Genomic DNA, 12,266 nt, shown 5'->3' with positions numbered 1-12,266 from the left:
CGTTTTCACTCAGCCGGCGAGCGCCTCGACGACGAGATCGAGCATCTGCTCTATGTCCGGATCGGCGTGAACGTCGCCGGACGGCTCGATCCGCACCATGGGGATTCCTCGCGAGCAATGGCGCAGGCAGCTGCGCCGCACGCAGGCGATTTCGCCGGCGGCGATCCCTTTGCCGAAATCGAAGTCGAGCGCCTCGCTCAAGCGCTCGTGCAGCACGCTCCCGCGTCCCTCGCGGTCGCAAACGTCTCCGACGCAGACGACGAAGCGTATCAGCGGCGGCTCGGTCATTTCGGTCCTCTGGCTCTGATCGCGGCCGACCCTCGAGATGCAATCATCGTGTCCCTTCGCTCCGTGTCCCCTCGGCGGGGACGCATGAAGGCGCCTCAGGCGCGATGATACGGATGTCCGGCGAGAATGGTCGTCGCCCGATAGATCTGCTCGGCGACGAGAATGCGCACGATCTGATGCGGCAGCGTCATGCGCCCGAAGGAAAAGACCGCGCCCGCCTTCTCCCGCACCGCAGGCGTCAGCCCCTCCGAGCCGCCGATGGCGAACCACAGCGATTTCGCGCCTTTGTCACGTTGGCTCGCGACCATGGCGGCGAAATCGGCGCTGCTGGCGGCGGTCCCACGCTCGTCGAAGACGACGAGCTTTGCGCCGGCCGGCAGAGCGGCGAGCAGTCCTTCGCCCTCCTGCGCCATGCGCTCGGCCGGATTGCGCGCCCTGCTCTCGTCGATTTCCTGAAGATCGAGCCCCACGAGCCCGAGATTTCGCATCGCCGCGATGCGGGCGGCGTAACGCGCGTAGAGATCGCGCTCCGGGCCGGCCTTGAGCCGCCCGACACAAAGAATTCCGAGACGCATGTCCCCTTACGGACATTCGCGTCGAGGCGAACGCCGCCCTGTCTCGTTTCGCCCCCAGCGGCGCCGCTTTTAGACCGCGCGCAGCTCGCTCGGCCGCGCGCCGCCCCACATTTTCTCGAGGTTGTAGAACTGGCGCACCTCGGGCCGGAAAATGTGGACGATGACGTCGCCCGCGTCGATCAGCACCCAATCGCACTGCGGCAAACCCTCGACGCGCGGAGCGACGAGACCGGCCTCCTTGCAGGCTTTGAGCAGCTTGTCGGCGATGGCGCCGACATGCGTGGTCGAACGGCCGGTCGCGATGACCATGTCATCGGCGATCGACGTCTTGCCGCGCAGATCGATGGAGATGACGTCCTCGGCCTTGGAGTCGTCGAGGCTGGTGAGGACTTTTTGGACGATGGAGCCGGCGATCTGGCCGATCGGCCCGGAAGCCGGCTGAGACGGCGCGCGCGCCGCCCCGGGAAGACTTGTCGTCAGCTTGTGACCCTCATGCTTCGCGGCGCTGGCGCCGCGTCCTTCAAGATGTGCCGTTTTGAGCCCGAATGCAACCGCGCAGAAGCGCGCGCGGGAGCGAAAGCGCGCGGCAAAGACGGCGCTCGCCGTCCCTCGCAGGCCCGACACATCGACATAAGCTTCTATTAATCATAGAAAAAGGCGGAAAGACGCGCGGCCCGAGCGACGGCCGCGGGCGGAAAAAAACCCGGCGAGAACGCCGGGTTTTGGAAGTGGGCCCCGGCCCATCGTGAGGTGGGAGGAACCTCGAAGCCGGAACAATTGCGGAGCCTATCCGATTCCGCGAGGCTGCGCCCGGCATAAAAGGTCGCATTTGTCCAGGCTTGGCCGCGAAAAGCGCTCACACGGCCGCGCTCGAGCGCCGCCCGAGCGGGCGGGGCCGAACATAGCGATTCGGCAGCGCCCGCAAATTCAATCCGCTAAATTCTGCGACCTACGCCGCAACGCCCGCGCTGTGACCAAAATGTCACATCTGCGAAGATTTTGCGGCGACGGCTCAGGGGACGAGCACGAGCGCGCCTGTCGTGCGCCGCGCCTCGAGATCCGCATGGACGAGAGCGGCGTCCTCGAGCCGATAGAGCGCCGGCCGCTCGAGCCGCAATAGGCCCTTTTTGATCGCGCGGACCACGTCGTTCGTCATCTTCTCATAATCCTTGCGCCGCGCGATGTGAGCGAAGAGCGAGGGGCGCGTGACGAAGAGCGAGCCTTTTTGCGACAGGAGATTTATGTCGAAAGCCTCGATCTTGCCGGAGGCCGAGCCATAGCTGACGAAAAGTCCGAAAGGCTTCAGGCAATCGAGCGAAGCGGGAAAAGTCGCCTGGCCGACGCCGTCATAGACCACGTCGCAGAGCTTGCCGCCGGTGATGTCCCGCACGGCGGCGGCGAAATCCTCGCTGCGATAGAGAATCGTATGCTCCGCGCCCGCCTCTTTGGCGATTTTCGCCTTCTCCGCGTCGCCGACGGTGGCGATCACATGCGCGCCGAGCGCGCTTGCCCATTGGCAGAGCAATTGGCCGACGCCGCCCGCCCCCGCATGGACGAGAATGCGGTCGCCTTCCTTCACCTTATAGGTGCGGCGCAGCAGATATTGCGCGGTGAGCCCTTTGAGCATCATCGAGGCGCCGGTCTCGAAAGAAAACGATTTCCGCAGCTTCACCAGCGCGGCCGCAGGCAGATTACGCGCCTCCGCATAGCCGCCGAGCGGGCCGACATAGGCGACGCGATCGCCGATTTCGAATTCATCGACGCCCTCCCCGAGCGCGACCACCTCGCCGGCGCCCTCGAAGCCGGGGACGAAGGGGAGCGTCGAAGGATAGGAGCCGCTCCGCAAATAGACATCGATGTAATTGACGCCGATCGCCTTCTGGACGATCTGCGCCTCGCCCGGGCCGGGCGGAGGAAGCTCGACATCCTCATAGCGCAGAACCTGCGGCCCGCCCGTCTCGTAAATGCGTATCGCCTTCACCATGATCGTCTCCGAATGACTTCGCAGCGCAAAAAATCCGCGTCGATTGCGACCATGGATTGACGCAGGCGACAAAGCCAACAGATTTTCGAGTAGCGACGGAAAGCCGCCGGCGGACGGCTTCGCCTTCCCCTCCCCTTGGTGTAGAAGGATTCCCGAAACGGAGACGAAGCATATGGCCGAGACTATAGCGGGCGAAAGCCCTGCGATCGACACGCAGATTCTCGTGGCCGGCGCCGGCTCCACCGGCATAGCCGCCGCCCTCGCTTTCGCGAAGGCCGGCTGGCGCGTGACGCTCGCCGGGCGCTTTCCTCCGCCTCTGCCCGGCCGCACCATCGCGCTGTTCGAAGCCTCGGTGCGCTTTCTCGATTCGATCGGCGTGCTGGAGAAGGTGCGCGCCGCCGCCTGTCCGATCGAGACGATCCAGATGATCGACGACACGGACCAGCTTCTCCCCGTGCCCGATCTCGTGATGCGCTCGGAGGAGATCGATCTTCCCGCCTTCGGCCTCAACGTCTCCAATGACGAGCTGACCGCCATATTGCTCGAGCACGCGCGCGCCGAGCAGAGCTTCGAGATCGTCGAGAGCGACATCGCCGACTATGAATTCGAGGACGACGGCGCCGCCGCGATCCTCGCCGACGGGCGCCGCATCGCCGCCGATTTCATCGTGGCCGCCGACGGCCGCGCCAGCCGCGCACGCGCCGCCGCCGGCATAGACACGAAGGAATGGACTTATCCGCAGGTCGCTCTCACCGCCCTGCTGCGCCACGAGCTGCCGCACGACAATGTCTCGACCGAATTTCACACGCGCTCGGGCCCCTTCACTCTGGTGCCGCTGCCGCCGCGCGAGGGCGCGGAGCATCGCTCCAGCCTCGTCTGGCTGATGAGCCCGCGCGACGCCAAGCGCCGCCTCGCCAAGCCGCGCGACGAGCTGCAATATGAGATGGAGGACTACTCTCGGGAAAAACTCGGCTCCATCACGATCGAGAGCGGCATTGGCGAGTTCCGCATGGGCGGGCTGCAAGTGTCGCGGCTCACCGCGCCGCGGCTCGCGCTGGTCGGCGAGACCTGCCATGTGTTTCCGCCGATCGGCGCGCAGGGGCTCAATCTCAGCCTGCGCGACGTCGCCGATCTCGAGGATTGCCTCGCCAGCGTCGATCTGCGCAATCCCAAGGAGCTTTCGCGCGCCCTGATGCGTTACGAAATGCACCGCCGCGCCGATATCGGCTTCCGCACCCATGGGGTCGATCTGCTCAATCGCTCGCTGATCATCCCTTATCTGCCGATCGATCTCATTCGCGGTGCCGGCTTCATCGCCATGACGGCGCTCGGCCCACTACGCCGCGCGGTGATGCGCGAGGGCGTGGCGCCGCATCTCGCGCAGCCGCGGCTGATGCGCGACGAGGCGCCGAAGGAACCGCGAATGCGCGGCAAGCGCCCGCGCGGGCCGGAGGCGATCGTCGACGCGGCGAAAGGCGCCTTCGCCCATTTGCGCGAGACCGCCTCGCGCCTCGGCTGACGCGCGCTCCTTCTCCCGCATGCGGGAGAAGGACTTACAGAGACGGCGCGAACAGCGTCGGAATCGCGAAGCGAAACGCCGTCCCGTCGCCCGGCTGCGATTCGACCTCTATCTCCCAGCCGTGGCGATCCGCGATGGATTTGCAGATCGCCAGCTCTATGCCCGTGCCGGCATATTCCACATCGCTCTGCAGCCGGCTGAACGGCTCGAAAATCTTCTGCGCGAATTGCTGCTCGAAGCCGACGCCCTTGTCGATGATCGACAGATGGATCGCGCCCTCCTCCAGCGTCGCCGCGATCGTCACCTCGGCCGGCCGGCCGGGCTTGCGATATTTGATGGCGTTGGCGACGATATTCTGCATCAGGCAAGCGAATTGCGCGCGGTCGCCGACGAAAGCGGCGGCGGGAAGATCGACCTCGAGCCTGGTCTCTCCCGCGGCGATCGATTGCGCCAGCGCGGCGAGCGAGAATTGCACTTCCTCGCGCAGCTCCAGCGCCTCCAATTGCTGATCGCCATAGATGGTTCGCGCATAAATGAGCAGATCCTCGACGAGCTTGCGCGCGCGCACCGCGGCGCAGCGCATATGCGCGCTCGCCTGCATGATTTCATCAAGGCCTCCCGCATTCATCGCCGCCTCGAGGCGCGATGATTGCGACGCGATCTCCGCCAGCGGCTGCTGCAGATCGAGCGAGGCGACATAAGCGAATTGGCCGAGCCGCTCATTGACGCGCTCCAGCTCGGCGACGCTCCCGGCGAGCGCCCGCTCCGCCGCGCGGCGCTCGCTCATATCGATGATCGTCGCCGTGACGAGAAGCTCGCGCTCCGTCATGAGCGGCGCGAGGCCGATCTCGACTGGAAACTCGCAGCCGTCGCGCCGCCGCGCCCTTATCTCATGGCCGACGCCCATCATGCGGCGGCCGGGATCGACGTAATAGAGCCGTCGAAACGCCGCATGTCGGCGGCGCGTCACGGCCGGGGTCAGCAGATCGACCGAGCGCCCGATCAATTCGTCGCGCGCATAGCCGAAGAGAATCTCCGTCTCGCGATTGGCGTAGCGCACCAGCCCGTCGGCGCCCACGATGAGGATCGCCGCCGGCGAGGCTTCGACCATCACCCGAAAGCGATCATATTCGATCGTCTCGCCGCTCATTTCGGCCGTCCCCTCGCGACATGAGCTGCGCCACCCCGTCCCACGAATGTAGCGAATATGATATGTGAGCGACGCGGACGGAAGAAAAGAGCCTGAGCGGCAATGGCGATGGAAGCGACGGAAACGCACGAAACCGCGGAGCATCCGCTCGGCCGGCGGAGAATCGGCCTCGCGCTCAGCTCCGGCATGGCGCGCGGCTGGGCGCATATCCGGCGCCTTGCGCGCCTTGACGAAGATGGGCGTCTCCTTCGATGTCGTCGCCGGAACCTCGGCTGGCGCGCTCGTCGGCGGCTGCTTTCTCGCCGGCAAGCTCGACGAGCTGGAGGCCTGGGCCGCCTCGCTCGACAAGCGCAAGATCGTCTCCTATCTCGATCTCCAGCTCGGCTATGGCGGACTCATCAAGGGCGACCGCCTGCTGATGGAGCTGCGCCGCGCGCTCGGCCCCATGCGCGTCGAGACCTTGCCGACGCCTTTCGTCGCCGTCGCCACCGATCTCGTCACCGGCCATGAGATCTGGCTGCAAAAGGGCGATCTCGCCGAAGCGCTGCGCGCCTCCTTCTCGCTGCCGGGCCTGTTCCCGCCCATGGAGGTGGACGGGCGCTGGCTCGCCGATGGCGCGCTGGTCGATCCTCTGCCCGTCGCCGCCTGCCGCGCGCTCGGCGCGGAACTCGTCATCGCCGTCAATCTCAACACCGACATCATCGGCAAGTCGCGCGACGCCGCGCGCATTCCCTCGACCATGGGCTTCGATCCGGCGACTCTGCTCGAGCAAAAGCAGAAGCCCTTCGTCGCCTCGCTCACCGAGGCGCTCACGCGCGGCGTCTTCCGCCGCGACCCCGACCGCCCGAGCATTTTCGGCGTGATGACGACATCGCTCAGCATAATGCAGGACCGCTTGACGCGCTCGCGCCTCGCCGGCGATCCGCCCGACGTGCACATCACGCCGCGCGTCGGCCATATCGGTCTGCTCGAATTCGACCGCACGGAGGAAGCCGTGCGCGAAGGCGAGGCGGCGGTGGAGAAACGGCGCGAGGAGATCGCCGACGCGCTGCAGGTGATGGGGCTGATTTAGGCGACGCTCCTCGTCTTGCCCCGCGACGCGCGGCGGATTAAAAATCAGCCGTCAAAAAAGGAGAGATCGGTGCGGTTGGCCCGATCCCCGCGATCGCGGGTCCTGACCTTCGCTCGCCGCGATGTGTCCCATGGCCTTTAACGCCTGCGCAATCACGCGCCGGCGGACAATGAGGTCGTGGAATGCAACAGCAGATTTCCGTCATCACGCTCGGCGTCTCCGATCTGGAGCGCTCGCGTCGTTTCTATGTCGAGGGCTTCGGCTGGAGGCCCGTCTTCGAGAGCCCGGAAATCATCTTCTACCAGATGAACGGCTTCGTTCTCGGCGCCTTTCGGAAAGACGCGCTCGAGGCCGATATGAATCGCTCCGCGCTCCGCACGCCGGGCGCTTTCTCGCTCGCGCATAATGTCTCGAATAAAGAGGATGTCGAGCTGGTCATGCGACGGCTCTTGGATGCCGGCGGCGCGCTTTTGCGGCCGGCCGACGCGCCACCGCATGGAGGCTTTCGCGGCTATGTCGCCGATCCCGACGACCACGCATGGGAGATCGCCTGGAATCCGTCGTGGCCGATCGACGCGCACGGCCATGTGACATTCGACATTTGACCAGAAAAGGGGGGGCCGCCGAGCCGCCCTGCGCCATCGCCGAAGGCGACGGATGCGCGACGAGGAGCTGTCGGACGCGCTGACGATCACCAGAGCAGCCGATCCTCCTCGTCATGCATCACCACCGCCTCGGCCTCCTGAAAGCGTTCCCTCATCTGCTGCGTTTCGATGCAGGTCATGAAGAGCTTCTCGACGGGGAATGTTCTCATGACCAAGTAGGACTGCCGCATACGCCCGTCACCGTCGAAGGTGGCGAAGCTCCTCGCGACGTCCGGCGAGAACGTCCATGACGAGAAGAGCTTTTCGGCTCCGCTACGCCATCGGCCTTCGCTCGACATGCCGCGAAAGAGCCGGACCTCGTCATGACCGAGCAGGCGAAATAACGCTCGAAGAAAAGCCATTCGCGCGAGTAGATATCGCCGACGAAGCTCCTTGCTCCCGACTCCCTCGAAAAGACCTTCGGAGCGGATCGCGCGGCCGACGAAATCCTTCAACCCCATCTCGGCCAGCACGATCTCCATGGCCTTGATCCATTCGCCCGATGATGGATTGGAGACATAGATTTGCGCCGTCATGCGTTCCTGCTCGGCGCAACCGCTCTCCTCCATGTAATTTTGTAACGCGATCGGGATCGCTGTCGCGGCCTGCCACTCCAGGACCGAGAGGTCGCGCAAAGCGGGCAGGTCGGCTCTGAGCCGCTCCTCGATCGCCGACGCCTCCTCGCGAATGCGGCGCAGCGTCGCCTCTCTCTCGACGAGCGACGCTCTCACGACGAGCGAATGTCGGAATTTTTCGATCTCTTTTCGAAATTCGTCGACGATCGACGGCGGCTCTTCGTCGCTTCCGATCTCGAACTGGAGCTCGACGACTTTTTCGAAAGGAACGTCCCAATGCGCCCCGGCATCCTCGAAGTCGAGTATCCGCCAACGAAACGACGCGGAAGACGGCATGACCGCTTCGATTCGACCGGGCGTCCGCCTCTTGTCCAACAGACGGCAAAAATTGCCGACGACCAGAAACTTCAGCTCGCCATCGACGAAGTCATGATCGGGACGTCGGTTCGGATCGGATCGATGGATGCTCGGCGTCATCGAAGAACTCTCGAAAGAACATGAAAAAATCTATCGATGAAGCTTCCGCCAATCCGCGCGCTTTGGAAAGATCCCGACCGTCACTCCTCGCGCGGCGCCGAGCGTCCGAAATCCGGCGCCGCCGTATCCTGCCCCTGCTCGATGATGCTGCGGCGGATGGCGCGCGTGCGCGTGAACAGCGCGAACAGTCCGTCGCCGTCGCCGGTGCGGATCATGCGGCGCAGCGCCGTCAAATCCTCGTCGAAACGGCCGAGCATCTCCAGCACGGCGTCCTTGTTGTTCAAGAAAATGTCGCGCCACATGGTCGGGTCGGAGGCGGCGATACGCGTGAAATCACGAAAGCCGGAGGCCGAGAATTTGATCACCTCCGACTGCGTGACCTCCTCGAGATCGGCGGCCGTGCCGACGATATTGTAAGCGATGAGATGCGGCAGATGGCTCGTCACCGCGAGCACCAGATCATGATGCGTCGCGCTCATCGTCTCGACATTGGCGCCGAGCCGCGTCCAAAAGGCCGAGAGCTTCCTCACCGCCTCGCCGTCGAAACCGTCCTGGGGCGTGAGAATGCACCAGCGATTCTGAAACAGCGTCGCGAAGCCGGCGTCCGGGCCGGAATATTCCGTGCCGGCGATCGGATGCGCGGGGATGAAATGCGCGCTCGCGGGCACATGCGGCGCGACCTGCGCGACAATCGCGCCCTTCACCGAGCCGACGTCGGAGAGAATGGCGCCCGGCGAAAGATGCGGCGCGATCACGCGCGCAACCTCTCCGCAAGCGCCGACCGGCACGCAGAGAATGACGAGATCGGCGCCCGTCACGGTCTGCGCGAGATCGGCGGTGGTTTCATCGGCTATGCCGAGCTCACGCACGCGCGCGCACACTTGTTCCGAGGCGTCGCTCGCGGCGATGCGAGTCGCGGCGCCATAGGCGCGAGCGCCGCGCGCGATCGACGAGCCGATGAGGCCGAGGCCGATCAGCGCGACCTTCTCGAAGATCGGCGCGCGCGCGTCAGCCATGCGCGGCCCGCGGCGCCGCGCGCCATGAGGCGGTGAATTCGCCGAGCGCCGCGACGACGAGGCGATCGGCCTCCTCCGAGCCGACGGTCAACCGCAAGAATTGCGGCATTCCATAAGCGCCGATCGCGCGCAGCACGAGCCCGCGCGAGGTGAGGAAACGATCGGCGTCCGCCGCCGTGCGCCCCGCCTCATCGGGAAAGCGAATGGCGATAAAATTCGCGACGCTCGGCAGCACCTCGAGCCCCACCGCCTCGATCTCGCGCGTAAGGAAAGGCAGCCAGCGCGCATTATGCGCGATCGCCGCCTCGACATGCGCCTTGTCCTGCACCGCCTCTATGCCCGCCTCGATCGCCGCGGCGCTGACATTGAAAGGGCCGCGCAGCCGGTTCAGCGCATCCATGATCGGCGCCGCGCCATAGCCCCAGCCGAGCCGCAGCCCGGCGAGGCCGTAGATTTTCGAGAAGGTGCGCGTCGTCACCACATTGTCGCGCGTCGCGGCGAGCTCGAGAGCCGCCGAATAATCCTCGGCGCGCACATATTCCGCATAGGCGGCGTCGATGACGAGCACGACATGCGGCGGCAGCGCATCGGCGAGCCGCAGTATTTCCGACTTCGGCAGATAGGTCCCGGTCGGATTATTGGGATTGGCGAGGAAGACGATTTTCGTGCGCTCCGTCACCCGCTCCAAAATCGCGTCGACGCTCGCCTTGTAATTCGTCTCCGGCGCGATGACCGGAACGCCGCCCGCCGCGAGAATGACGATGCGATACTCCAGGAATCCATATTGCGTGTAGATTCCCTCGTCGCCCGGCTCGATGAAAGCATGCGCGAGCAGCGCCAGAATATCGTCCGAGCCCGCGCCGCAGACGATGCGCTCCGGGTCGAGCCCATGCGCCGCGCCGATCGCCTGCCGCAGCCGCGTCGCCGAGCCGTCGGGATAGGCGGCGATCTTCGGCGCCAGCGCGCGCAGCGCGTCCACGGCTTTGGGAGACGGGCCGAGCGGCGTCTCATTGGCCGAGAGCTTGAAGACGCGCGCGGCGCCCGGCGCGGCGCTCTTGCCGGGCACGTAAGCGTCGATCGCCAGCACGCTTCGACGCACGACAGGTTTGGTCATCTCGTCAACTCCTCGGGGCAAAAACGCCGCTGCGGGCAGTGTCCAATTCGAAACGCGCCGCATGACTGCCGACCGGCTCGGCGCGGACGCGGCCGACGCCGGCGCGCGCCAGCTCTTCCACAAATTGCGCGGCTTTCACATGGCCGGGCGCGGCGACGAGCAGAGACAGCTCCCCGCCATGCGGCGCGGTGGCGAGAATCTCGCCGGCCAGCGCGTCGATCGCCGCAGGGGCGGCCGGATGCCATTTCGGCAGCGTGAGCGCATAGAGGGCGATATCCTGCGAGGCGGCCTCGGCCAGGGGTTTCGCGACGATCAGCACCGGCAGGCCGGCCGGATGATTGGGCCGCTCGACGAAGGGCAGGCGCGCGATGATCTTGGGCGCGTTTTCGCCGACGAGCCTCGCCCACCAGGCGCCCTCCTCCTGCGCGCCGGCGGAGCGCAGCATTCCTAGATCGCCCTTGGAGCCCGCCACCGCCGCGACCACGGCGCCCGCGCCATGATGCGCGGCATAAGGCACGGTGAAGCCGAAGTGGAAGCGCGCGCTGTCGCGCATGGCGGCGTCGCCGCCGGAATCATCGGCGTGGAGGGAGTATTCCGCCTGCATATAGGTGAAGGTGGAGACGATGATGCGCCAAATGCCCTCGACCGTATCGACCGGCAACAGGCCCCTATGCCGCGAGACCAGCGCGCGCATCATCTTCGCCTCGCGGTCCGGGCGAAAGGCGGAGGCGCCGTTCGGCCCTTTGACCGCGATCAGCCGATCGATGATCTCGCCGCGCTGCATGAGCAGGCCATGCATCTCGCGATCGATGCGGTCGATCTCGTCGCGCAGATCCGCGAGCGTTTCGGTCTCGATCTTGGGCAAAGAATCGTCTCGCATCGGCGCGTGCTGGTGGCGAAAAGGGCGGCGGGCTGTCTTAGGCCAGCGCGGCGCGGGAGGCAATGCGAGCAGCCGGGCTCGGGCCGAAGCTCCGAGCCCGGCTCGACGATTCCTATGCAGCCGCGTCATGCCCCGCGACGAGCGCGGCCGTGACGCGGGAAACATGAACAGAACGAAATCCCCGCCCCGTAGAACGACTGAGAACCGGCGGCTCTACTGCTGCTGCGCCGTCTGCGCCTCGAGCGCGATCGGAGCCTGCGCCTCCGTATACATCATGACCGGCTCCGGCTGGGCCTGCGGTTCCGCCGCCCTGACATGCTTGCCGGCGGGAATATCGATCGCAGCCAGCACGAACGGCTGCGGCTCGGCTTTCGCCACGGCGGGCGCGATCGGCTCGCTCTGCTCATCCGTGACCGAGCGCCCGCTGGCCATCTGGCCGAGCAGCCCCTTGCGCTTGGCCTCGTAATAGAAACCCTTGGCGTAGAGCTGAATGGCCCTTTGCGCGTCGCCGCCGGCGACGCGGAAGGCGTTGGCGAGATAGGCGCCGGCATAAGAGAGATTGGTCTCGGCGTCGAGCAGGCCCTTGGCCGGGCCGCTGTAGCCGACGCTACGCGCCGTATCGTAGCGAATCTGCATCAGGCCCCAATAGGGCCCGTTCTTGGCGGCGGGATTGTAATTGCTTTCGCGGCGCACCGCGGTATGGATCAGCGATTCGGGAATGTCGTAAGTGCGAGCGCAGCGGGAAATGCTGTCTTCCAGCTTCTCGCGCTGCGAGAGCTTCGCCTTCGGCGGCGGCGGCTCGTCCACCGCCTTGGCGACGAATTGATTCTCGGGAGCGTAAGAATTGCAGCCCGCGAGCGCAAAGCCCATGGCGGCCGTCGCCGCGCAAATCGCCAGTCTCATTCGTCCTCCCGAGCCGATTTGGTTAGCGCTTCTTAACCCGAGATCGAGCTTTCGCCAAATCGGCGCGAA

Annotated in this window: 14 protein-coding genes; 4 read left to right on the top strand and 10 right to left on the bottom strand. The window is 65.7% G+C overall.

All coding sequences use genetic code 11. The features are described 5' to 3' along the window. Positions 1-9 precede the first annotated feature (9 nt). The 4 genes from C5689_RS12075 to C5689_RS12055 all read right to left on the bottom strand — a co-directional run bounded on the left by C5689_RS12075 (position 10) and on the right by C5689_RS12055 (position 2,847). Positions 10-288, bottom strand: a complete 279-nt coding sequence (locus tag C5689_RS12075) for a (2Fe-2S) ferredoxin domain-containing protein (protein WP_108917525.1) — start codon at positions 286-288, stop codon at positions 10-12. Positions 289-383: 95 nt separating this feature from the next. Beyond that, positions 384-863, bottom strand: coding sequence for a 23S rRNA (pseudouridine(1915)-N(3))-methyltransferase RlmH (rlmH, locus tag C5689_RS12070; protein WP_108917524.1), 480 nt, complete (start codon positions 861-863; stop codon positions 384-386). 69 nt (positions 864-932) lie between these two features. After that, a complete protein-coding gene (gene rsfS / locus C5689_RS12065; protein ID WP_108917559.1) occupies positions 933-1,277 on the bottom strand; it encodes a ribosome silencing factor in 345 nt (114 codons plus the stop codon). Between the two features lie 598 nt (positions 1,278-1,875). Beyond that, complete coding sequence (locus tag C5689_RS12055) at positions 1,876-2,847, bottom strand: quinone oxidoreductase family protein (protein ID WP_108917522.1); 972 nt, start codon at positions 2,845-2,847, stop codon at positions 1,876-1,878. A 172-nt stretch (positions 2,848-3,019) separates the two neighbouring features. On the opposite strand from C5689_RS12055, the gene C5689_RS12050 reads away from it, so the two are divergent. Beyond that, positions 3,020-4,366 (top strand): FAD-dependent monooxygenase, encoded by a 1,347-nt coding sequence (locus tag C5689_RS12050; protein ID WP_108917521.1) that lies wholly within the window; start codon positions 3,020-3,022, stop codon positions 4,364-4,366. 34 nt (positions 4,367-4,400) lie between these two features. On the opposite strand, the gene C5689_RS12045 is transcribed toward C5689_RS12050, so the two are convergent. Beyond that, positions 4,401-5,516 carry a sensor histidine kinase gene (locus tag C5689_RS12045; protein ID WP_108917520.1) on the bottom strand — a complete coding sequence of 372 codons (1,116 nt, stop codon included), beginning with the start codon at positions 5,514-5,516 and terminating at the stop codon, positions 4,401-4,403. Positions 5,517-5,751: 235 nt separating this feature from the next. Here C5689_RS12045 and C5689_RS12040 point away from each other — a divergent pair, with 235 nt between their 5' ends. Both C5689_RS12040 and C5689_RS12035 read left to right on the top strand, forming a co-directional pair. Then, positions 5,752-6,588 (top strand): patatin-like phospholipase family protein, encoded by an 837-nt coding sequence (locus C5689_RS12040; RefSeq protein ID WP_244594682.1) that lies wholly within the window; start codon positions 5,752-5,754, stop codon positions 6,586-6,588. A 182-nt stretch (positions 6,589-6,770) separates the two neighbouring features. Next, positions 6,771-7,193: a VOC family protein gene (locus C5689_RS12035; RefSeq protein ID WP_108917519.1), complete on the top strand. Its 423-nt coding sequence runs from the start codon at positions 6,771-6,773 to the stop codon at positions 7,191-7,193. Positions 7,194-7,279: 86 nt separating this feature from the next. Here C5689_RS12035 and C5689_RS12030 read toward each other — a convergent pair whose 3' ends face one another. Further along, complete coding sequence (locus C5689_RS12030; protein WP_158271805.1) at positions 7,280-7,963, bottom strand: hypothetical protein; 684 nt, start codon at positions 7,961-7,963, stop codon at positions 7,280-7,282. Between the two features lie 9 nt (positions 7,964-7,972). On the opposite strand from C5689_RS12030, the gene C5689_RS18420 reads away from it, so the two are divergent. Next, entirely contained in the window at positions 7,973-8,308 is a 336-nt protein-coding gene (locus C5689_RS18420; RefSeq protein ID WP_158271804.1) for a hypothetical protein, read from the top strand. Positions 8,309-8,364: 56 nt separating this feature from the next. On the opposite strand, the gene C5689_RS12025 is transcribed toward C5689_RS18420, so the two are convergent. The 4 genes from C5689_RS12025 to C5689_RS12010 all read right to left on the bottom strand — a co-directional run bounded on the left by C5689_RS12025 (position 8,365) and on the right by C5689_RS12010 (position 12,197). Then, positions 8,365-9,300 (bottom strand): prephenate/arogenate dehydrogenase family protein, encoded by a 936-nt coding sequence (locus C5689_RS12025; protein WP_108917517.1) that lies wholly within the window; start codon positions 9,298-9,300, stop codon positions 8,365-8,367. After that, entirely contained in the window at positions 9,293-10,414 is a 1,122-nt protein-coding gene (gene hisC, locus C5689_RS12020; protein ID WP_108917516.1) for a histidinol-phosphate transaminase, read from the bottom strand. Before hisC ends, C5689_RS12025 begins: the two co-directional genes overlap by 8 nt. Positions 10,415-10,418: 4 nt before the next feature. Further along, the gene (locus C5689_RS12015; protein ID WP_108917515.1) at positions 10,419-11,294 is read right to left on the bottom strand and encodes a chorismate mutase; all 876 of its coding nucleotides are present in this window, start codon (positions 11,292-11,294) and stop codon (positions 10,419-10,421) included. Between the two features lie 213 nt (positions 11,295-11,507). After that, positions 11,508-12,197, bottom strand: coding sequence for a lytic transglycosylase domain-containing protein (locus C5689_RS12010; RefSeq protein ID WP_108917514.1), 690 nt, complete (start codon positions 12,195-12,197; stop codon positions 11,508-11,510). Positions 12,198-12,266: the final 69 nt, after the last annotated feature.

The sequence above is a fragment of the Methylosinus sporium genome, assembly GCF_003113265.1.
In the GTDB taxonomy this organism is placed as follows: Bacteria; Pseudomonadota; Alphaproteobacteria; order Rhizobiales; family Beijerinckiaceae; genus Methylosinus; species Methylosinus sporium.
This window is presented reverse-complemented; position numbering and strand designations above follow the sequence as displayed.